General features: G+C 40.7%; 23 protein-coding genes. All 23 read left to right on the plus strand.

Translation table 11 applies throughout. The annotated features are described in order from the left end of the window. Positions 1-19 precede the first annotated feature (19 nt). The 23 genes from spoIIR (at position 20) to spoIID (ending at position 20,900) form a co-directional block, all read left to right on the plus strand. Positions 20-799, plus strand: a complete 780-nt coding sequence (gene spoIIR / locus MUB24_RS06490) for a stage II sporulation protein R (protein WP_244702459.1) — start codon at positions 20-22, stop codon at positions 797-799. A gap of 185 nt (positions 800-984) precedes the next feature. Continuing rightward, entirely contained in the window at positions 985-2,043 is a 1,059-nt protein-coding gene (locus MUB24_RS06495; protein ID WP_244702460.1) for an L-threonylcarbamoyladenylate synthase, read from the plus strand. Between the two features lie 514 nt (positions 2,044-2,557). Further along, positions 2,558-3,115 (plus strand): manganese efflux pump MntP, encoded by a 558-nt coding sequence (locus MUB24_RS06500; protein ID WP_244702702.1) that lies wholly within the window; start codon positions 2,558-2,560, stop codon positions 3,113-3,115. A gap of 200 nt (positions 3,116-3,315) precedes the next feature. Further along, the gene (locus tag MUB24_RS06505) at positions 3,316-3,759 is read left to right on the plus strand and encodes a low molecular weight protein arginine phosphatase (protein ID WP_244702703.1); all 444 of its coding nucleotides are present in this window, start codon (positions 3,316-3,318) and stop codon (positions 3,757-3,759) included. Positions 3,760-3,787: 28 nt separating this feature from the next. Beyond that, on the plus strand, positions 3,788-5,077 hold the full coding sequence (locus MUB24_RS06510) for a methyl-accepting chemotaxis protein (protein WP_244702461.1): 1,290 nt from the start codon (positions 3,788-3,790) through the stop codon (positions 5,075-5,077). A gap of 65 nt (positions 5,078-5,142) precedes the next feature. Next, positions 5,143-5,613 (plus strand): ribose 5-phosphate isomerase B, encoded by a 471-nt coding sequence (rpiB, locus tag MUB24_RS06515; protein ID WP_244702462.1) that lies wholly within the window; start codon positions 5,143-5,145, stop codon positions 5,611-5,613. After that, positions 5,610-6,161: a TIGR01440 family protein gene (locus MUB24_RS06520; protein WP_244702463.1), complete on the plus strand. Its 552-nt coding sequence runs from the start codon at positions 5,610-5,612 to the stop codon at positions 6,159-6,161. Before rpiB ends, MUB24_RS06520 begins: the two co-directional genes overlap by 4 nt. A gap of 178 nt (positions 6,162-6,339) precedes the next feature. Continuing rightward, on the plus strand, positions 6,340-7,575 hold the full coding sequence (locus tag MUB24_RS06525) for a serine hydroxymethyltransferase (protein WP_244702464.1): 1,236 nt from the start codon (positions 6,340-6,342) through the stop codon (positions 7,573-7,575). 179 nt (positions 7,576-7,754) lie between these two features. After that, a complete protein-coding gene (upp, locus tag MUB24_RS06530) occupies positions 7,755-8,384 on the plus strand; it encodes a uracil phosphoribosyltransferase (protein ID WP_244702466.1) in 630 nt (209 codons plus the stop codon). 127 nt (positions 8,385-8,511) lie between these two features. Next, on the plus strand, positions 8,512-9,666 hold the full coding sequence (gene wecB / locus MUB24_RS06535; protein ID WP_244702468.1) for a non-hydrolyzing UDP-N-acetylglucosamine 2-epimerase: 1,155 nt from the start codon (positions 8,512-8,514) through the stop codon (positions 9,664-9,666). Positions 9,667-9,916: 250 nt separating this feature from the next. Then, positions 9,917-10,291, plus strand: coding sequence for an ATP synthase subunit I (locus MUB24_RS06540; protein ID WP_244702470.1), 375 nt, complete (start codon positions 9,917-9,919; stop codon positions 10,289-10,291). Positions 10,292-10,313: 22 nt separating this feature from the next. Then, positions 10,314-11,024 (plus strand): F0F1 ATP synthase subunit A, encoded by a 711-nt coding sequence (gene atpB / locus MUB24_RS06545; protein WP_244702471.1) that lies wholly within the window; start codon positions 10,314-10,316, stop codon positions 11,022-11,024. 63 nt (positions 11,025-11,087) lie between these two features. Beyond that, positions 11,088-11,300, plus strand: coding sequence for a F0F1 ATP synthase subunit C (gene atpE / locus MUB24_RS06550; RefSeq protein WP_244702473.1), 213 nt, complete (start codon positions 11,088-11,090; stop codon positions 11,298-11,300). 246 nt (positions 11,301-11,546) lie between these two features. Then, positions 11,547-12,053 carry a F0F1 ATP synthase subunit B gene (gene atpF, locus MUB24_RS06555; protein ID WP_244702475.1) on the plus strand — a complete coding sequence of 169 codons (507 nt, stop codon included), beginning with the start codon at positions 11,547-11,549 and terminating at the stop codon, positions 12,051-12,053. Position 12,054: 1 nt separating this feature from the next. Continuing rightward, a complete protein-coding gene (locus MUB24_RS06560; protein WP_244702477.1) occupies positions 12,055-12,591 on the plus strand; it encodes a F0F1 ATP synthase subunit delta in 537 nt (178 codons plus the stop codon). 31 nt (positions 12,592-12,622) lie between these two features. After that, entirely contained in the window at positions 12,623-14,131 is a 1,509-nt protein-coding gene (gene atpA / locus MUB24_RS06565; RefSeq protein WP_244702479.1) for a F0F1 ATP synthase subunit alpha, read from the plus strand. A 105-nt stretch (positions 14,132-14,236) separates the two neighbouring features. Next, positions 14,237-15,094: a F0F1 ATP synthase subunit gamma gene (locus MUB24_RS06570; protein ID WP_244702480.1), complete on the plus strand. Its 858-nt coding sequence runs from the start codon at positions 14,237-14,239 to the stop codon at positions 15,092-15,094. Positions 15,095-15,133: 39 nt separating this feature from the next. Further along, entirely contained in the window at positions 15,134-16,555 is a 1,422-nt protein-coding gene (gene atpD, locus MUB24_RS06575) for a F0F1 ATP synthase subunit beta (RefSeq protein ID WP_244702483.1), read from the plus strand. Positions 16,556-16,573: 18 nt separating this feature from the next. After that, complete coding sequence (locus MUB24_RS06580; RefSeq protein WP_244702485.1) at positions 16,574-16,975, plus strand: F0F1 ATP synthase subunit epsilon; 402 nt, start codon at positions 16,574-16,576, stop codon at positions 16,973-16,975. A gap of 162 nt (positions 16,976-17,137) precedes the next feature. Continuing rightward, positions 17,138-17,374: a DUF1146 family protein gene (locus tag MUB24_RS06585; protein WP_244702487.1), complete on the plus strand. Its 237-nt coding sequence runs from the start codon at positions 17,138-17,140 to the stop codon at positions 17,372-17,374. A gap of 296 nt (positions 17,375-17,670) precedes the next feature. Then, positions 17,671-18,387, plus strand: a complete 717-nt coding sequence (locus MUB24_RS06590) for a YwmB family TATA-box binding protein (RefSeq protein ID WP_244702489.1) — start codon at positions 17,671-17,673, stop codon at positions 18,385-18,387. Positions 18,388-18,419: 32 nt separating this feature from the next. Beyond that, positions 18,420-19,727, plus strand: a complete 1,308-nt coding sequence (gene murA / locus MUB24_RS06595; RefSeq protein WP_244702491.1) for a UDP-N-acetylglucosamine 1-carboxyvinyltransferase — start codon at positions 18,420-18,422, stop codon at positions 19,725-19,727. Positions 19,728-19,880: 153 nt separating this feature from the next. Next, positions 19,881-20,900: a stage II sporulation protein D gene (gene spoIID, locus MUB24_RS06600; RefSeq protein WP_244702493.1), complete on the plus strand. Its 1,020-nt coding sequence runs from the start codon at positions 19,881-19,883 to the stop codon at positions 20,898-20,900. Positions 20,901-20,945: the final 45 nt, after the last annotated feature.

Raw genomic sequence — 20,945 nt, forward strand, 5'->3', positions numbered from 1 at the left:
GTAGAGGGGGCAGATGGATATGAAAAAGGAATATATGAAAAAAAGATTCTACCAAAAAAATATAGCGTGGATGTATATACTAGTTTTAGTATTAGGGACTGTCGTTAGCTTAATCCTACCAAAAACGGAAGTAGCACAGGCAACAGATCCGTTTGTTATACCAGATGAAGCCATTCGTTTACGAATATTAGCAAATAGTAATAAAGAAAAGGATCAAGCTATTAAACGGGAAATTCGGGATTCCGTAAATGAGGAGATTAATCAGTGGGTTGCAGAATTAACTTCACTGGAAGAAGCCAGAAAAGTGATGATCTCACGATTAGATAAAATTGAAGAAATCGCGAATCAAAAGCTTAAAGAGGCCGGGGTCAATGATTCCGTTCATGTGGAATTTGGAGAGGCACAGTTTCCAACAAAACTTTATGGACAATACCTTTATCCTGCGGGAACGTATGAGGCGATTGTGATTACGATAGGAGAAGGAAAAGGGGCGAATTGGTGGTGTGTACTCTTCCCCCCTTTATGTTTTTTAGATTTCTCCAATAGTTTAGCTGTAAGTGAAGAAACCGAAGACGTCGAGCAGGATAAAAGGGAATCTTCGATAGAAGACAAAGATAACGAAAAAGAAAAGAAAGAAGAATCTAAAGAAGATCCTGATAAAGAGAAGATCGATGCAGAGAAATCTGTGGATGAAGTGGAAGCTGTGGATAGCGAACCTGAAACAACTGTCGGGGTCAAGCAAGAAGATGAAGTAGAGGTCAAATTTTTCTTAGTGGAACTATGGAATAAAATTTTTTAATTGAAATAATTCCATTGTATAATGTAGTGGTTATACACAAAATTAGCGGTAGTTATCCACTGAAAAGTAATAGTTATACACAATTTGTGGATAACATGTTCGTTATCAACGGGTTATAATGGAAAAAATTCTATGAAATCAAGGAAAAGAATATCAAGTAAGAATGTAGAAATGGGGAACAAATTATGAACACAATTCACTGGTCTGTGGAAAAAAATGTGGATAATTTGGATAGATATCCACAGATTGTGGAAGCTGCTCAATATTTAAGCGATGATCAAGTTGTGGCCTTTCCAACCGAAACCGTGTATGGATTGGGGGCTAATGCCTATTCGGATAAGGCTGTCGCTCAAATTTTTGCAGCGAAGGGAAGACCAGCTGATAATCCACTAATTGTCCACATAGCCGAATATCAACAGCTGGAAAAACTCGTAATCGAGGTATCTGAGCAAGCCAAGTTGTTGATAAAGGCTTTTTGGCCGGGACCCTTAACCCTTATTTTTCCGAGAAAACCTGGTATTTTATCTGAATTAGTCACTGCTGGATTGGATACTGTAGCGATTCGGATGCCGAGCCATCCTATTGCCCTTGCGTTGATTCGCACATCTGGCCTTCCAATTGCCGCTCCAAGTGCTAATCGTTCAGGTAAGCCGAGCCCAACAACCGCTCAACATGTAGAGCAGGATCTGAGTGGGAAAATCGCAGGTATCGTGGATGGAGGAGCAGCAGGTGTGGGCTTAGAGTCCACTGTTTTAGATTGTACAGGGCAGAAGCCAGTGATTCTACGACCTGGAGATATCACAAAGGAAGAGATGGAAGTTGTGTTATCCAATAAAATGTCGTTGGCCTCTAATGTACTAGGAAAGTCTGAATCTCCACGGGCTCCTGGAATGAAATATAAGCATTATTCCCCCAATGCACCATTATACTTAGTAGATGGAGAATCAACATGGATTCAAAGCTTAATTAAAGAAAAAAGAGAGCAGGGAGTAAAGGTTGGAGTGTTAGCCTCTACGGAGACAAAGATAGCTTATGATGCGGACCTTGTTCTTGACTGTGGTAGTCGAAAAAACCTTGCTGCTGTTGCTCGCCAGCTTTATGACAATCTGCGGAAATTTGATCAAACGGGTGTCGATCTTATTTTTGCGGAAGTTTTTCCGAAATCAGGTGTAGGTGTTGCAATTATGAATCGGCTTGAAAAAGCTGCTGGTCATCACTGGATTTTTCAAAAAGATCAAAGCTAGTCGATTAAAAGAAAATGCGCAAGCGCCTTGGAAATAGAAAGAACGACTGAGTGTTAGTGTATAAAACATATTAGAGTTCCATGCAATCCACCGTCCGAAGTAACTTTATCCCGAATTAACTGGCAGTAAGGCCACCCACCGAATGAAGTTTCACTGATATCCCAAACATCCTTCTACTCTTGCAAGTTCCCGCATATGTTTTCCTTATAGGCATGTCTGAAAAGGAGGATAAAAAGGACCAAGAAGTTCGAGGCGGCGCAGTTTCGAGCAGCGGACTTGTACAGGATGTACTGACTTCTGCGTTGCCCACAGGACGTGGGCGGTTTTAGCAGAAGTTCCTTATCCTAATACATGAGCAGCGGAGAAACAAGCCAACGAGCTTCCACAGGATGTGGTGACTTCGACGTTCGACACAGGACGTGTCGGTACTTAGTCGAAGTTCCTTTGTCGCTTATGTCTTTTTACCGGACTTTTTGGACTTCCTCTTATAGGCATGTCCGAATGGAAAGGGGAAATTAGGGTGCTTGCGGAGATTATTACATTAATGATAATGGCATTCGCAGTGAGTATGGATGCCTTTTCGATATCCCTTGGCATAGGAGCATACAAAATAAGACTAAGACAGATCTTTTATATTGGGATTGTTGTGGGTGGGTTTCATTTATTAATGCCATTATTAGGGATATTTGCAGGCCAGCTATTATCAGGTACCTTTGGAACGATTACCATTTATATTGGCGGGACCTTACTTATTATAGTGGGCCTTCAAATGGTATTTACTAATTTTCTTTCTGCGGATAGTCTGACCCTTCTGCCTGTTGGATGGGGTGTTTTGTTCTTTTCATTTTTAGTAAGTATTGACAGCTTTTCGGCAGGCTTAAGCCTTGGAATCTTTGGTGCAAAAGCGGCGCTGGCCGTTATTTGTTTTTCCGTTGTTTCAATCGGGATGACATGGGGAGGTCTACTGATAGGGCGTAAAGTCCAAAATATGCTAGGGATGTACGGTGAAATATTGGGAGGTGTCATCCTTATTGCTTTTGGGATAAAACTGCTCATTCCTTTCCCTTGGTAAAAAGATTTGAAATGAAGATTAAATACAATGCAATGAAAAATTTTTTCAAGACAGCCTGAAAATGCTGTCTTTTTGTATAGGAATATGGCATAATTTGTAAAGAGAAGCATCCGGTCTTTAGTCCTATATGAGGAGAGGTAAAATAGTCAGTTTAGAGAAATAAGGAAGAATTTGATGGAGGGACAAGAAGAGTGGAAGAGATGAAAGTTCTTTTTGTTTGCACAGGTAATACTTGTAGAAGTCCAATGGCAGCGGCAATTTTCAACCATAAATGGTCAGCAAAGGGGGAGGCGAGGTCAGCAGGTTTATTTGCAGTGGAAGGTGATCATGCTACACTGCACGCGCTTCAAGTTTTAAAAGAAAATGGAATTGAGTGTGTACATAGATCTAAATTAGTCAAGAAAGAAGAAATAGAATGGGCGACCCATGTTTTTACCATGACAACTGCTCATAAGGACGTGGTAATAAATTCTTTTCCAGACTATGCGGATAAAATTTTCACTTTAAAAGAATTTGTTGATCCTACACAACATTCCTTAGACATTGTGGATCCTTATGCCGGAGACAAAGATGCATATCAAAAGACCTACGATGAATTAAACGAATTTATTACTAAGCTGTTTGAACATCCTCTTAAAGGTTAGAATTATAAGAAGACAGGAGCAGGGGTACATGGAAAAGAAACAACGATATCGGTTTGGATTACAGAAAAAGCTTGTTGTATTTACGACCACATTGGCAGCAATTACATTTTCAACAAGTGCTTTCTTTTTATACTTTGTTTATCCATTTCTAGAAGAATATATAAACCAACATGTTTTCACAATACTTACATTATTACTAGGAATTATTTGGTCAGGTATTCTTGCTTATTTCAGCGCTACTATTATGACAAAACCACTGCAAAGATTGAAAGAAGCTGCAGGGAAAGCAGGGGAAGGGGATATTCGGTCAGAGGTGACCATAGGACAGACTGATGATGAAATCAGAGCGCTTGGCATCGCTTTTAATCAAATGTTAAGGAATTTACGTGAGATCGTTCAGCATATCGAAGAAAATATTAGACAAACGAATACAAGAGTGATGTCCATCTCCCAAAAGTCAAAAAAAGTATCAGAAGAAGCAGAAAGTGTTGCCCATACAATCTCGGAAATATCATCAGGTGCCGAAAGCTCTGCTGCTGCAATCCAGTCTACTGCAGAATCGGTAGAGGATATTACAAGAATTGCACAACTTGTACAAGAAAAGGCTCAAGAGTCAGAGCATATTTCTCAAGATATGTTGGCAGAATTGAAAGAAAGCCAAAAGGTTGTTGAATCCCTTGTAATGGGAATTGGCCAATTAGCAGAAAGAAACAATCAATCCCTGGCCTCTGTCAAAAGATTAGAAGAGAATGCCTCTAAAGTGGAAGAAATTATTCAAGTTGTAGGAGATATGGCGAATCAGACGAATTTATTGGCTCTAAATGCGTCTATAGAGGCGGCGAGAGCAGGGGAACATGGTAAAGGATTTGCAGTGGTGGCTGAAGAGGTTCGAAAACTTGCCGATCAAAGCGCCCATGCTGTTCAAGGAATTACCGAGCTATTACAGAACATTCAATCAGAAGTGAATCAAGTTGTGACACAGATTAGCGAACAGGTAACATCAGCTGCTGAAGAGGTAGAGCGAGGAAAACAAACCACTGGAGCAATAGCAAAAATGACAGAAACCATTCATCAGTCAGCCGTTTCCGTAGCAGATATTTCACTTCTCGTGGATCAGCAAATGGAAAATGTCCAGGAAACATCTGGGCAAGCAGAGGAAGTGGCTGCAATAGCGGAAGAAACCTCCGCTGGAGCGGAAGAAGTGGCAAGGGTGGCGACAAAGCAAGCACAAGATATGGAGGAAATTGATCAGCTAGCAAGGTCGTTAGAAGACCAGGCCGGCAAATTAAGAGACACAATCGCCCGTTTTCACTTATAATAGAATTATAAACATGAGACCGTTCGTATTATAGAACGGTTCTTACTTTTAGGAGGCATGTCGACATGAAAGTTGCATTGGCATCAGACCATGGAGGAATTCATATCCGTGAGGTGATTCGAGACCTATTAGAAGAACTAGAAATAGAATATGAAGATTTTGGCTGCGATTGTGAGACATCAGTGGATTATCCTGATTATGCCATGCCTGTAGCAGAAAAAGTGGCAAGTGGTGAATTTGACCGTGGAATTCTTATTTGTGGAACAGGAATTGGGATGAGTATTTCAGCGAACAAAGTGAAAGGGATTCGCTGTGCGCTCGTTCATGACGTTTTTAGTGCCAAAATGACTCGCCAGCATAATAACAGCAATATATTGGCTATGGGTGAAAGAGTGATTGGGGCAGGGCTTGCAAGCGAAATTGCAAAAACCTGGCTTTTAACGGAATTCGAAGGTGGACGTCATCAGAATCGGATTGAAAAAATAACAAAATATGAAGGAACCGATGCTTTCGGAGGAAGTGAAAAAGGAGAATGACAGACATCTCTTTAGAAAAATGGGCCCAAGAAATAGAAAAGATTATCCAGGGCTGTAAAGAACATTTTCAGCTTGGAGAAGGAAAAGTCCTCGTGATCGGTTGTTCAACTTCTGAAATTATCGGAGAAAAAATCGGCACAGCAGGAACAATGGAAGTTGCGGCTATTTTATTTGAAGCGCTTCAGAAGTACGCAAAAGAGAATCATTTTGCCCTGGCGTTCCAATGCTGTGAACATTTAAATAGAGCGTTAGTCATCGAAAAAAAGACGGCTTTGGAAAAAAATTGGGAGGAAGTATCCGTTATTCCAGCCCCTCATGCAGGAGGTTCCATGGCCACTTTTGCTTACCAACATTTGGAGGATCCGATCGTTGTCGAATCCATTCAAGCAGATGCTGGGATTGATATTGGCGATACCTTTATTGGTATGCATTTAAAATCAGTCGTTGTCCCCGTTAGAATCGAACAAAAGCAACTTGGGCGTGCCCATGTGACGATTGCCATCACACGTCCGAAGTTAATTGGTGGTGCTCGGGCTATTTACGAATAGAAATAAAAATGGCATTTATTAGGGGGATTAACGCCCTTTTTGTTCGGAAAACTGAACATTTTCCGTCTTCTATAGTGAAAATGTTAAGATATTACAAAAAATAATTGAAAATTTGCTTGCAAGGATTTTTCTACATGATAGAATATCAATATCGCCAAATAATAGGGGGAAGTGACATATGAGCATTATCGCCAAACAAGATCCACAGTTGTATGAAGCGATTCAAAATGAATTAAAACGTCAGCGGACAAAAATTGAATTGATTGCGTCAGAAAACTTTGTAAGTCCTGCTGTAATGGAAGCTCAGGGGTCTGTCCTAACAAATAAATACGCAGAAGGATATCCAGGTCGTCGTTACTACGGAGGCTGTGAGTATGTGGATGTCGCTGAAAACCTTGCCCGTGACCGTGCAAAGGAAATCTTTGGCGCAGACCATGTTAATGTTCAGCCGCATTCTGGGGCACAGGCGAATATGGCTGTATACTTAACGGTGTTGGAGCAAGGAGATACAGTCCTTGGGATGAATCTTTCTCATGGGGGCCACCTAACCCATGGAAGTCCTGTAAACTTCAGTGGCATTCAATATAATTTTGTCGAATATGGTGTGGACGAAAAAACGCATTATATTAATTATGAAGATGTGCGCAAGAAGGCTTTGGAACATAAGCCGAAATTAATTGTAGCAGGAGCCAGTGCCTATCCGCGTACAATTGATTTTAAAAAATTCCGTGAGATTGCGGATGAAATAGGCGCCTACTTAATGGTAGATATGGCACATATTGCGGGACTAGTTGCAACAGGCCATCATCCTAACCCCGTTCCCTATTGTGATTTCGTAACGACTACTACTCACAAAACTTTGCGTGGTCCACGTGGTGGAATGATTTTATGTAAGGAAGAATTCGCCAAAAAAATTGATAAATCGGTCTTTCCTGGAATTCAAGGTGGTCCACTTATGCATGTGATTGCAGCAAAAGCGGTATCCTTTGGGGAAGTATTAAGTGAGGACTTCAAAACGTACAGTCAAAATGTGATTGACAATGCAAAACGTCTTGGTGAAGCTTTGAAAAAAGAGGGATTGACGCTTGTATCTGATGGAACAGACAATCATTTGCTTCTACTTGATCTTCGTTCTGTAGGATTAACAGGAAAAGTAGCAGAAAAGGTATTGGATGACGTTGGAATTACTGTGAATAAAAACACGATCCCATTTGATCCAGAAGGTCCATTCACAACAAGTGGAATTCGGATCGGTACCCCTGCTGTAACATCTCGTGGATTTGGCCTTAAAGAGATGGACGAAATTGCTGGGCTTATCGGATTGGTATTAACAAATCACGAAGATGAAGCCAAACTTGAAGAAGCGCGCCAACGTGTTGCAGACTTAACCGCAAAATTTCCGTTATATGAATAAAAACAGTAAAATCCGTTTCCCTTAAGGGGGGCGGATTTTTTCATGCCTAATAGAGTCTCGAGTTCCATTAATTTCCCTTGCTCTGTCTCATTCTTTTCTGTAAAATAATCAAAGGATTGTCGAAACTGCGGATAAAAAATCGCATGATTCGGCAACATCTAAATCAAAGGAGAGATACCATGGCCAAAGTATATGTGTTCGATCATCCTCTTATTCAACATAAACTTACATATATTCGGGATAAGAACACAGGGACGAAGGAATTTCGGGAGCTTGTAGATGAAGTAGCAACATTGATGATGTTTGAAATTACGAGAGAAATGTCGCTTCAAGAAGTTATGGTAGAAACACCTGTTGCAACTGCCAAAGCTAAAGTGATATCAGGGAAAAAGTTAGCAATTGTTCCTATTCTTCGTGCTGGGATTGGTATGGTGGATGGAATATTGAATTTAATTCCTGCCGCAAAAGTAGGCCATATAGGTCTTTATCGAGATCCCCAAACACTAAAACCTGTGGAATATTATGTGAAATTACCAAGTGATGTTCACGAACGAGAATTAATTCTTGTGGATCCGATGCTTGCGACGGGTGGATCAGCCGTAGCTGCGATCGATTCATTAAAAGTGCGCGGGGCGAAAAATATTAAATTCATGTGCCTCATTGCGGCTCCAGAAGGTGTCGAAGAAATGAAAAAGCTCCATCCTGATGTCGATATATATATTGCAGGATTAGACGAAAAACTGAACGAAAAAGGCTATATAGTACCTGGACTTGGAGATGCCGGAGATCGTTTATTTGGAACAAAGTAAAACACCTAAAATTAAACCCGTGGATTTCTGCCGGGTTAATTTTTATATCCCTTTGAAAACGTTTGAAGATCTAGTACCACCCTTGGAGTGGAATACATTGCTTTTCAGAAAAAAAGGAGGGATGACAATGAAGACCAAAATAAAAGTCATGTCCGTATTTGGCACAAGGCCGGAAGCAATTAAAATGGCTCCTCTCGTTCTTGAGCTTCAAAAGAGATCAGATCAATTTGAATCAATTGTGACGGTTACCGCCCAGCATCGGCAAATGCTTGATCAAGTGCTAGAAATATTTAATATTCAACCAGATTATGATCTAAACATTATGAAAAATCGCCAAACCTTAATTGATGTTTCAACCCGTGCTTTAGCAGGTTTAGACCAGATTATGAAGGAAGCCCAACCAGATATTGTTCTTGTTCATGGAGATACATCTACTAGTTTTATTGCCAGTCTTGCGGCGTTTTACAATAAAACCGAGGTGGGACATGTTGAAGCAGGCTTGCGAACTTGGAATAAGCATTCTCCATTCCCTGAGGAAATCCATCGGCAATTAACAGGTGTGATCGCTGATCTGCATTTTACTCCAACAGAAGCTGCAGCAAATAATCTTATAAATGAAAATAAACAAAGTGAGAGCATTTTTATTACAGGCAATACAGCGATTGACGCTTTACAAACAACAGTCAAAAAAGAATATCATCACGAGATACTTGATCGAATTGCGGATGATCGCCTTCTTTTAGTGACGGCACATAGACGGGAAAACTTGGGAGAACCAATGAAAAACATGTTCCAAGCGATCAAAAGAATTGTACATAAACATTCCGATGTTCAAGTCGTCTATCCTGTTCACTTGAACCCAATTGTACAGGAATTAGCCCATGAAATTCTTGGTCAAAATAATCGTATTCATTTGATTGACCCCTTAGATGTAATAGACTTCCATAATTTTGCAAATCGTGCCTATTTAATCCTAACTGATTCAGGTGGTGTTCAAGAAGAAGCTCCTTCACTAGGGGTTCCAGTCCTTGTGTTACGGGATACGACAGAACGGCCGGAGGGGATTCAAGCGGGGACATTAAGGCTTGCCGGTACAGAAGAAAAAAGGATATTTACGCTGGCAGATGAATTACTAACCAATCAAGAGGAATACGCTCGAATGGCTCATGCAGCTAACCCTTACGGGGATGGCAAAGCCTCCGAGAGAATCTGTGAAGCCATTTTATATCATTTTAATCCAATCAATGGAAGACCAGCGCCTTTTAGAGCGATGTCATTTTAATCATGTGGGAGTTTATGGTCATTTTGTGAACGAATATAGAAAAAAGGAAAAAGCATCTATACTAAATTAATAGAAAATTGATTGACTTTAATATAGTGCTATTGTATGCTAAAAAAAGGCTGTGGGTAACAGCCGAATTCACTTTATATATGAAGGATGAGACCATTTTCAAGGATTCCGAATTTTTTCAAAAAGGTCATATTTTTTGCAGTTCAGCCTCCAAAGTTCGACAAGTTTGGGAGATATCTATATGCCGGAACTCCAACAAGTTTTTATTAGACATTGTAAATATATAATCTACCTGCTAGCCATCTATGTCCTAGGATGGGGTTTTACAGAATATAAGGCTATATTTATGGGTCTGATACTAGGAACCTCTGTAAGTCTTTTCAACCATTGGAATTTGTATCGGAAAACAAACCGAATTGAACAAGCAATGTCTGAAGATAAAAAGGTATATGGAATCGGAACTTTGACTAGAATGGCTGCAGTCATTTTAGTAGTATTCATCGCATTGGAATTTGAACATGTTTTTCATATGACAAGTGTTATAATAGGAATAGTGACTGCTTATGCAGTGATTATGATAGATTTTATTGTTCAGAAATTTAAACCCCGAAAGTAAGTGGAAGAGAGGTGAATTTGATTTGGAACATGAAGCACCATTATATAAAATAGCGGGGCTTTGGTTTAATCTTTCTAATGTACTGATGATTACCGTTACGGCAATCATCGTCATTCTAATCGCTGTCATTGCCACACGGAAATTAGAAATGAAACCGACAGGCATGCAGAATTTTATGGAATGGATTATGGACTTCGTAAAAGGCATTATTAATAGTAATATGGATTGGAAAACCGGCGGTAATTTTCATCTTTTAGGGATCACCCTGCTTATGTTTATTTTCGTAGCCAATATGCTAGGTTTGCCATTAGCCGTCGTTGTTCATGATAATCTTTGGTGGAAATCACCAACAGCTGACCCCGTAGTAACCTTAACTCTTGCTGTGATGGTGATTGTCTTATCGCACTATTATGGGATTAAAATTAAAGGGTTCAAAGAATATGGCAAAGATTATTTTAGACCAGTAGGATTTATGTTTCCTTTCAAACTTATTGAAGAAGTGGCCAACTCTATCAGCCTAGGGTTACGTCTTTATGGTAACATTTTTGCTGGAGAAGTTTTGATCACTTTATTGGCAACATTAGCAGCTACTGGATGGGTAGGGAAAATTGGTGGTTTTATACCGCTAATGGCATGGCAAGGATTTAGTATCTTTGTTGGTGCATTACAAGCGTTTATTTTCACTATGTTAACGATGGTTTATATCTCGCATAAAGTGAGTTCTGACCATTAATATATACCCGTTCTTAGCAACGGAAATCATAATTTTTTATAAATAATGAGGAGGAAAATTCTAATGTATGCAATCGCAGCAGCAATCGCAATTGGCTTATCAGCTCTAGGAGCGGGCCTTGGTAATGGTATGATCGTTTCGAAAACAGTTGAGGGAATGGCGCGTCAGCCAGAAGCTCGTGGTATGCTTCAAACAACAATGTTTATTGGTGTTGGGATCGTTGAGGCGATACCAATCATGGGTGCCGTAATTGCGTTTATGCTTCAAGGAAGATAATAGATATTCCAGCTACTAATAGGGCGGGCTCCTTCTATTTCAATAATAATAGCCCGTCTATATTAACTGGCGGAGTTCATTGACTAGATAAAGTGAAACTTCAGTCAGTGAGGGCCATCCTGCCAGTTCATTCAGGATAAAAATGGCGAAGCTCACATAGATACTTCGCCATTGCTTTATTTACAAAATGGACCATACCTTTTTTGGAAAGTGGTTGCCTTGATTTTGAAGGGAGTGAAGCAAACAATGCTTGCGAATAGTCTAGTGCTAGGACAGGTCTTTAATGGTGGAGATATTGCTTTCACCTTGGTAGCGTTCTTAGTATTAATGTTTATATTGAAAAAAGTCGCTTGGGGTCCATTAATGGGTGTAATGATCAAGCGTGAAGAATATATTGCCACTGAAATTGAAGAGGCAGAAAAAAACCGAGCTGAATCAAATAACCTCTTGGAACAACAAAAAGAGCTATTAAGAGAAGCTCGTCAAGAAGCACAAGAAATGATCGAGAATTCAAAACAGCATGGTGAAGTGCAACGTGAAGAGATCATTAAAATGGCACGACAAGAAGCCGAACGGTTGAAAGAATCCGCTCGGATCGAAATCGAACAGGAGAAGGAACAGGCGATTACCGCTTTACGGGAACAAGTAGCTTCACTATCTGTTATGATTGCTTCGAAAGTAATTGAGAAAGAATTGAATGAAGAAGATCAACAAAAACTAATCGATGAATACGTTCAAAGGGCAGGAGAGTAAGATGAGCCGAAATGTTGTCGCAGAGCGCTATGCTTTGGCGTTATACAAGATAGCCAAAGAACAAAATCAGGTAAACAAGTGGGAAGAAGAACTTCGTGTTGTTCGCCGATCGGTAAAAGACAATCCAGACTTGCTTTCATTGTTCTCTTCTCCTAACCTAACGATTTTGCAAAAGAAAAATGTTGCGAAAGAAGTGTTTGCCAAGCTATCTCCAACTGTTGTCAATACCATCTTGCTTTTGATTGATAAAAATCGTCATAATCACTTAGTAGATGTGGCGAATGCCTTTATCGATTATGCCAATCAAGACAATGGAGTAGCAGAAGCTACGGTGTATTCTGTCCGAGCGTTAACAGCATCGGAAACAGAGGCGATTTCAGCTACATTTGCTGCAAAAGTGGGTAGACGTTCTTTAAATATCGAAAATATTGTGGACTCAGATTTACTCGGTGGAATCAAAGTTCAAATTGGAAATCGTATCTTTGATGGCAGCCTTCGTGGGCAATTAGATCGCCTTGCACGAACATTAACGACTTGATGAAGTTTTTTGAAAATGAGGGGTGAAATTCATGAGCATCAATGCAGAGGAAATCAGTGCGCTGATAAAAAAGCAAATTGAGAATTATCAGTCTGATATGGAAGTAAGTGATGTTGGTACAGTCATCGAAGTCGGGGATGGGATTGCCCGCGTGTATGGACTGGACAATGTCATGGCAGGAGAACTGATTGAATTCTCTAATGGCGTCATGGGAATGGCGCAAAACCTTGAAGAGTCGAACGTTGGGGTCGTTATCCTAGGTCCTTATACAGATATTCGTGAAGGGGACGAAGTAAGACGTACAGGTCGGATCATGGAAGTCCCAGTTGGGGAGGAATTGATTGGCCGTGTCGTGAATTCACTTGGTCAGCCCTTAGATGGACTAGGTCCGATCAATACGACGAAAACACGCCCAATTGAATCTCCTGCACCTGGGGTTATGGACCGTAAATCGGTTGATGAACCACTGCAAACGGGAATTAAGGCGATTGACGCCCTTGTTCCAATTGGTCGTGGACAACGGGAATTAATCATTGGGGATCGTCAAACTGGGAAAACAACAGTAGCAATCGATACTATTTTGAACCAAGCAGACCAAGACATGATTTGTGTCTATGTGGCGATCGGACAAAAGGAATCGACTGTACGTGGAACCGTTGAAACGCTGCGTAAGCACGGAGCACTGGATTATACAATTGTTGTGACAGCTTCTGCTTCTCAACCAGCACCGCTCTTGTATCTAGCTGCTTATGCTGGGGTGACAATGGGAGAAGAATTTATGTACAACGGTAAGCATGTCCTTGTTGTCTATGATGACTTATCGAAACAGGCGGCTGCTTATCGGGAACTTTCTTTATTGCTTCGCCGTCCTCCAGGTCGTGAAGCCTATCCAGGGGATGTTTTCTATCTACACTCCCGCTTACTAGAGCGTGCAGCGAAGCTTAGTGATGCAAAAGGAGGAGGTTCTCTAACTGCTCTTCCATTTGTTGAAACACAAGCAGGTGATATTTCTGCCTATATCCCGACAAATGTTATTTCCATCACAGATGGGCAAATCTTCTTGCAATCTGATTTGTTCTTCTCAGGTGTACGTCCTGCGATAAATGCCGGACTTTCCGTGTCACGTGTAGGGGGAGCTGCGCAAATTAAAGCGATGAGAAAGGTAGCAGGAACCTTGCGCCTTGACCTAGCCTCCTATCGTGAACTCGAATCATTTGCCCAATTTGGCTCAGATCTTGACAAAGCGACTCAAGAAAAGTTAGCCCGTGGACAACGTACAGTTGAAGTGTTAAAACAGGATTTGAATAAGCCAATAAAAGCAGAAAAGCAAGTGATGATCCTATACGCATTAACACAAGGATTTCTTGATGATATAGCAGTCGAAGACATTCTTCGTTTTGAAGATTCTCTATTCAGTTGGCTGGATCATAATCGTGCAGAGCTATTGGAAGAAATCCGTACAACTGGAGCCCTTCCAGATGCCGACAAAATGGCAGATGCGATTAATTCCTTTAAAAAGACCTTCGCTAAAAGCGAGTAAATGATAATGATCGAATCGTGGGTTCATTTTTAAGTGGGACAATTTTTGAAAAAGGTGTTCCACTTACTATGAGTCCCAAAATCTGGGAAAGGATGGTGAACATAGATGGCCTCCTTACGGGAGATTAAATCTCGGATTACCTCGACGCAAAAAACTAGTCATATTACAAAGGCAATGCAAATGGTTGCGGCAGCTAAATTAAACCGTGCTGAAATGAATGCGAAGTCGTTTGTTCCTTATATGGAAAAAATTCAGGAAGTTGTTGCAAGTATTGCATTAGGCAGCACAGATGTGAGTCATCCGATGCTTGAATCACGGCCAGTGAAAAAAACGGGCTATTTAGTGATTACAGCAGATCGTGGTTTATGCGGTGCCTATAACAGCAGTATTTTGCGGGCAGTCAATATGAAAATTCAAGAACGGCACAAGTCGAAGGATGACTATGCGATCATTGCGATCGGACGTATGGGACGAGACTTTTTCCTGAAAAACAATAGGAATGTTGTGCTGGAAATCAATGGATTACCAGACCAGCCTAATTTTTCCGATATAATGGAGATTACAAATAAAACAGTGGCAATGTTCTCGGATGGAACCTTTGACGAATTATATATGTATTATAATCATTTTGTAAGTGCGATGACCCAGGAAGTCACAGCAAAGAAAATTCTTCCGCTCACGGACATTGCTTCCTCTACGAAATTAATGTCATATGAATATGAACCATCACCTGAGGAGATTTTAGAGGTATTGCTCCCTCAGTATGCTGAAAGTTTAATTTACGGGGCCCTTCTAGATGCTAAGGCTAGTGAACACGCAGCAACAATGACTGCCATGAAGAGTGCCACAGATAATGCTTCAGAACTTATTGATGAGTTGACATTATCATATAACCGTGCCCGCCAAGCAATGATCACACAAGAGATCACCGAAATTGTTGGTGGAGCCGCGGCTTTAGAATAGACTGTTTCGTAATAAAAAACCCAGGTAGGAGGGGAAAAGATGAACAATGGACAGGTTCTACAAGTAATGGGACCGGTCGTTGATGTGAAATTCTCAAGCGGCCAGCTTCCTGATATCTATAATGCGCTCAAGGTTTCATACAAAGCGCAAACGGAATCTGAAGTAAATATTGATTTAACACTAGAAGTAGCCCTTCATCTAGGAGATGACTCTGTCCGTACAATTGCCATGGCGTCGACAGATGGAGTGCAACGTGGCATGGAAGTCATTGATACAGGTGGACCTATTTCTGTACCTGTTGGTGATGTGACTCTTAGTCGAGTTTTCAACGTTTTAGGTGAAAATATCGACTTGGGTGAAGAATTGGGCAGTGATGTACGCCGAGATCCCATTCATCGGGATGCACCGAAATTTGACCAATTATCGACAGAGGTTGAAATTTTGGAAACAGGAATTAAAGTTGTTGACCTCTTAGCTCCCTATATTAAGGGGGGGAAAATCGGTCTTTTTGGTGGTGCAGGTGTAGGAAAAACAGTATTAATTCAGGAACTGATTAATAATATCGCCCAAGAGCATGGTGGTATCTCTGTATTCGCAGGCGTTGGAGAGCGTACAAGGGAAGGAAATGACCTTTATTACGAAATGAAGGACTCCGGCGTTATAAATAAAACCGCGATGGTCTTCGGACAAATGAATGAGCCACCAGGTGCGCGTATGCGTGTTGCTTTAACAGGACTAACGATGGCAGAATATTTTCGTGATGAACAAGGACAAGACGTTCTGTTTTTTATCGATAATATTTTCCGCTTTACACAGGCTGGATCTGAAGTATCAGCCCTTTTAGGCCGGATGCCTTCTGCTGTTGGTTATCAGCCAACATTAGCCACTGAAATGGGGCAGCTGCAAGAACGAATTACATCGACAAATGTTGGATCCGTTACATCCATCCAAGCGATTTACGTTCCTGCGGATGACTATACAGACCCGGCACCAGCGACAACTTTTGCTCACTTGGATGCCACTACAAACCTAGAACGGAAGCTTTCCGAAATGGGGATATACCCTGCAGTGGATCCACTTGCATCTACCTCACGCGCACTGTCTCCAGACATCGTAGGAGAAGAACATTATGAGGTTGCACGTCAAGTTCAGCAAACTCTACAACGTTACCGTGAGCTACAAGATATTATCGCCATTCTAGGGATGGATGAGCTATCAGATGAAGATAAATTGGTTGTTGCTCGTGCACGCCGAATTCAATTCTTCTTATCGCAAAACTTCCACGTAGCCGAGCAGTTTACTGGACAACCTGGTTCCTACGTCTCTGTTCAAGACACCGTAAAAGGCTTTAAAGAGTTATTGGAAGGAAAGTATGACCATCTACCTGAAGATGCTTTCCGTCTTGTCGGACCAATCGAAGATGCGATTAAAAAAGCACAGGAAATGGGCGTAGAAGTTTAAAAATAGGGAGGGAATATCATGAATACATTGCAAGTTCATATTGTTACTCCCGATGGCCCAGTTTTTGACGGCGCAGTTGAAATGATCACCACGAAGGCGGAATCTGGAGAAATAGGGATCCTCCCTGGACATGTCCCGATGGTTGCCCCCCTGCAAATTGGTGCAGTCCGCATCCATAAAGGCAATGAAACGGAGTTTGTAGCGGTCAATGGTGGTTTTGTTGAAGTGCAACAAGAAAAAGTTACAATCTTAGCGCAAACGGCTGAGAGAGCTGAAAGCATTGATATTGCCCGTGCGGAGGATGCAAAGAAGCGTGCGGAAAGCCGCTTGCGAGGAAACCGGGATGATGTGGACTTTAAACGTGCACAATTAGCTTTAAAGCGTGCGATGAATCGTATTGATGTCTACAAACATCATTAAAGAAATATGTATGAAGGCCAACAATCTAACACCTTCTGATCGGTTGATTAGAAGGTGTTCATTTTTAGGCGAACAGGATGTTGGTCGAAACAGACCGTTGCGACGTACAAGGATCTACTAATGCAGGCGAAACAACAGGACCTTTAATGGAGGTATTCTTATATGCTTGAAAATTTAGGGCAACAGGCACTCATTAATATTTTTTCTCATTTGTTTTTTATTGGGATTGCTTTTATTGCTTTACAAGCCCTTCATTTTGATAAATTCATTCGGGTCAATCGTGTTTTTCAAGCAAGACTTCTTTATGTACTATTGACGATTGTGATCGGTGCCACGGTCAGTAATTTCTTCCTTGATTACTTGCATTGGTCTCAACAATTACAATTACTTTTTAAGTGATGAACAAGCTTTTTTAAAAATAAGTCTATATCGGAAACCTCTTGTATTTTTAACTACATAATAAGAATAAAATCGTTACATCCAAGGCTACGAAAATGACCCAATCCGTATTAAATATTTATATGTAAGAAATGGGTCTTTTTACCTGTTTGCAAAGCACGCTCAATTGTATATTATGTGTAATAGTGTGTGCGAATTTTGTCAAAAATAAAGGTCATTAAACGTCTAATGTTGCGTTATATTATTGGTATGCCTTCCCCCTAACAGGAAACAATATGAATAAGGGGGAATGGAAGATGAAAAGCAATACTTTAAAGCTAGTGATCACAAGTGCTGCGTTTATCGTTTGTTTGATCCTATTATTTAACGGGAATAAATTGAGTGCAAAGACAAATTTGACTGAAATCAATGATTTAGCAAGTTCAATAATAAAATTGGATGGAACCATTATTGAATGGTCTCTATATGCAAGAGAACCTGTTCAAAAAGAGTTGAGTAAAGAACAATATACAGAACTATTTCCTGAGATGGAATGGACACTTGAAAGGAATTCGATGAAAGGTACCATCAACTATGGGACATACAGCGAAACGATTCAAGTCATTACCAATCAACATGGAAATGCCCCATCATTTATTACATACGAATTGAAAGGAAGCGACTGGAGCGAAGCAGCTAAGATTGAAGCTTCTGGGTTCGTTAGCCGTCGTATGAATACTCTTTTTAGTGGGGAACCGACTTTGTTCTCTTGTATTAAAGGCGAATTCAATGAAACAATAGATGAATTTACCAAGCATTCATTAAATGATTTAATGCAATCTTTACAAGCGAAAGAAATTGAGTCGGTTACGGAAAAGAATTTTCAATCCATATCGGCATATTCCTCTCTTTTTTCCCAATCTTTAGCATTAACCAATCAAGAAATGAATATACAATTGGGATTAAGAAATAGTGAATGGGATAATGGAACGATTCTTGTGATCGGCACACCCATCTTGACGATTGAATATTAATATAAGGACTACGGACGCGGAGGGGAATTCTCTTGGAAAAAATCATCGTCCGCGGCGGGAACAGATTGAACGGCACAGTAAAAGTTGAAGGAGCAAAAAATGCCGTTCTTCCTGTGATCGCTGCATCATTATTAGCAAGTGAGGGAAAAAGCATCATTCGGGATGTTCCATCTCTCTCCGATGTATATACGATTGGCGAAGTATTACGCCATCTCAATGCTAATGTAGAATTTAAAGACGAAACTATTACAGTTGATGCCACGGATGATTTGTATATTGAGGCTCCATTTGAATATATGCGTAAAATGCGAGCGTCAGTACAGGTGATGGGACCATTATTAGGAAGGATCGGTAGAGCAAGAGTGGCCTTACCAGGTGGCTGTGCCATTGGCTCCAGACCGATCGATTTACATTTGAAAGGCTTCGAAGCCATGGGCGCAACAGTTAAAGTGGATAACGGCTTTATAGAGGCGAAAGCCGATCGTTTAACTGGCGCAAAAATCTATTTAGACTTCCCAAGTGTTGGAGCCACTCAAAACATTATGACAGCAGCCGTTTTAGCAGAAGGGGTCACAATCATTGAAAACTGTGCCAAAGAACCGGAAATTGTGGATGTTGCGAATTTCCTCAATAAGATGGGAGCCATTGTAAAAGGAGCAGGAACAGGTACCATTCGAATTGAAGGTGTCGAAAAGGTACATGGTGCAGATCACACGATTATACCCGACAGAATCGAAGCAGGTACTTTCATGGCTGCTGCTGCTATTACAGGTGGAAATGTATTGGTAGAAGGGGCTGTCCCTGAACATTTATCATCTGTTATTGCAAAGCTCGAGGAAATGAATGTCACCATTATTGAAGAAGAAAATGGGATACGAGTGATTGGGCCTGATCGATTAAAAGCCGTTGATATCAAAACGATGCCTCATCCCGGTTTTCCGACAGATATGCAATCGCAAATCATGGCATTGCTTTTAAATGCGGAAGGCACAGGCATCATTACAGAAACGGTATTTGAGAATCGATATATGCATGTAGAAGAATTTCGGAGAATGAATGCTGAAATTAAAATTGAAGGACGTTCCGTTATTATTACAGGACCATGCAAATTGCAGGGGGCTGAAGTCGCGGCAACTGATTTACGCGCAGCCGCTGCGCTAATCTTAGGGGGGCTTGCTGCTGATGGCTATACCCGTGTGACTGATTTACATCATTTAGATCGCGGCTATTTAGATTTTCATCTGAAATTGCGTGCTCTTGGAGCCGATATCGAAAGAGTGACAGATAAAATAGTGGAAAATGAGCCAGATATTATCCCTGCAAAAGTCACGGAAATTTGAAATAGGACAAAAAGGAGTGTCTCTAAAAGAGGCACTCCTTTTACTTTCCGTACGCTTTCTTTCCAGGTTAATAGACATAAATGCTTGTCCGTCCCCATATATATGGAAAAGAATACCGGCAGTTAATTTAATATGGACATGGAGGAATAAGCAATGAAGTCGATAAAACCTATTTTTATTTCCGCCACAATTTTAATCACATTAACATTCCTATTACCCTCCCTAGTTGTCTCGTTTTCAGCCAAAGAGAAAACGGCACATCAAAATGAAGCTGTGGAATCCACCCCCCCTGAAAAAGCCGCGGATAGCCCTGAGCCAGATGTGGCTGTCTTTCGGAGCGCAACAGAGAAAATTGAAACCTTCCCTTTAGAGGATTATGTCACTGGCGTTGTGGCCGTGGAAATGCCTGCCGATTTTGAAGTGGAAGCCCTTAAGGCTCAAGCCCTTGCAGCTCGAACATATGTCGTTAACTTTTTACTGCACACAGAGGATAACACGGTACCTGAAGGAGCCAATATAACGGATACTGTAACCCATCAAGTTTTTAAAAATCGTGATGAACTTAAAAAATTATGGGGAAAAGATTTTGCTTGGAAATATAAAAAAGTTTCAGAAGCTGTTCAAGCGACAAAAGGAGAAATTTTGACCTATCAAGATAAACCGATAACGGCCTCGTTTTTTTCTACAAGTAATGGATATACAGAAAATTCAGAGGAATATTGGAAAGATAAAATACCTTATTTAAAAAGTGTAGAAAGTCCATGGGATAGTAAAGCACCCAATTTTGAAAGTAAGAAAAAATTGTCAGTAAAGGAATTTGAACAACTGCTTGGGGTCAATATTGGAGATAGTAAGGAAGTCGGAACCATTAAAAGTAAAACATCTGGTCATAAAGTCGCCACTGTCCAAATTGGTGATAAAACATTTGAAGGTCGAGAGGTAAGGGAAAAACTTAATCTACGTTCAACAGACTTTCAGTGGTCACGCAGTGGGGATTCCATTACTATTATAACGAAGGGCTATGGTCATGGTGTCGGAATGAGCCAATATGGTGCAAATGGAATGGCAAAAGAAGGGAAGAATTACCGCGATATCGTACAGCATTATTACCATGATATTCATATATCCGAGGCTAATCAATTATTTGATAAAAAGTATGCAGCCCAATTTTAATGGGAAAGAGCTGAAGACTTGATAGCGGTCTTCAGCTTTTCTTAT

The sequence above is a fragment of the Lederbergia sp. NSJ-179 genome, assembly GCF_022867885.1.
Taxonomy (GTDB): Bacteria; Bacillota; Bacilli; order Bacillales; family Bacillaceae_C; genus Lederbergia.

Excerpts from the sequence above, each read along its gene's own strand:
- spoIIR (WP_244702459.1), top strand. The coding sequence starts at position 20 with ATGAAAAAGGAATATATGAAAAAAAGATTCTACCAAAAAAATATAGCG.
- MUB24_RS06495 (WP_244702460.1), top strand. The coding sequence starts at position 985 with ATGAACACAATTCACTGGTCTGTGGAAAAAAATGTGGATAATTTGGAT.
- MUB24_RS06505 (WP_244702703.1), top strand. The coding sequence starts at position 3,316 with ATGAAAGTTCTTTTTGTTTGCACAGGTAATACTTGTAGAAGTCCAATG.
- MUB24_RS06510 (WP_244702461.1), top strand. The coding sequence starts at position 3,788 with ATGGAAAAGAAACAACGATATCGGTTTGGATTACAGAAAAAGCTTGTT.
- rpiB (WP_244702462.1), top strand. The coding sequence starts at position 5,143 with ATGAAAGTTGCATTGGCATCAGACCATGGAGGAATTCATATCCGTGAG.
- MUB24_RS06520 (WP_244702463.1), top strand. The coding sequence starts at position 5,610 with ATGACAGACATCTCTTTAGAAAAATGGGCCCAAGAAATAGAAAAGATT.
- MUB24_RS06525 (WP_244702464.1), top strand. The coding sequence starts at position 6,340 with ATGAGCATTATCGCCAAACAAGATCCACAGTTGTATGAAGCGATTCAA.
- upp (WP_244702466.1), top strand. The coding sequence starts at position 7,755 with ATGGCCAAAGTATATGTGTTCGATCATCCTCTTATTCAACATAAACTT.
- wecB (WP_244702468.1), top strand. The coding sequence starts at position 8,512 with ATGAAGACCAAAATAAAAGTCATGTCCGTATTTGGCACAAGGCCGGAA.
- MUB24_RS06540 (WP_244702470.1), top strand. The coding sequence starts at position 9,917 with ATGCCGGAACTCCAACAAGTTTTTATTAGACATTGTAAATATATAATC.
- atpE (WP_244702473.1), top strand. The coding sequence starts at position 11,088 with ATGTATGCAATCGCAGCAGCAATCGCAATTGGCTTATCAGCTCTAGGA.
- atpF (WP_244702475.1), top strand. The coding sequence starts at position 11,547 with ATGCTTGCGAATAGTCTAGTGCTAGGACAGGTCTTTAATGGTGGAGAT.
- MUB24_RS06560 (WP_244702477.1), top strand. The coding sequence starts at position 12,055 with ATGAGCCGAAATGTTGTCGCAGAGCGCTATGCTTTGGCGTTATACAAG.
- atpA (WP_244702479.1), top strand. The coding sequence starts at position 12,623 with ATGAGCATCAATGCAGAGGAAATCAGTGCGCTGATAAAAAAGCAAATT.
- MUB24_RS06570 (WP_244702480.1), top strand. The coding sequence starts at position 14,237 with ATGGCCTCCTTACGGGAGATTAAATCTCGGATTACCTCGACGCAAAAA.
- atpD (WP_244702483.1), top strand. The coding sequence starts at position 15,134 with ATGAACAATGGACAGGTTCTACAAGTAATGGGACCGGTCGTTGATGTG.
- MUB24_RS06580 (WP_244702485.1), top strand. The coding sequence starts at position 16,574 with ATGAATACATTGCAAGTTCATATTGTTACTCCCGATGGCCCAGTTTTT.
- MUB24_RS06585 (WP_244702487.1), top strand. The coding sequence starts at position 17,138 with ATGCTTGAAAATTTAGGGCAACAGGCACTCATTAATATTTTTTCTCAT.
- MUB24_RS06590 (WP_244702489.1), top strand. The coding sequence starts at position 17,671 with ATGAAAAGCAATACTTTAAAGCTAGTGATCACAAGTGCTGCGTTTATC.
- spoIID (WP_244702493.1), top strand. The coding sequence starts at position 19,881 with ATGAAGTCGATAAAACCTATTTTTATTTCCGCCACAATTTTAATCACA.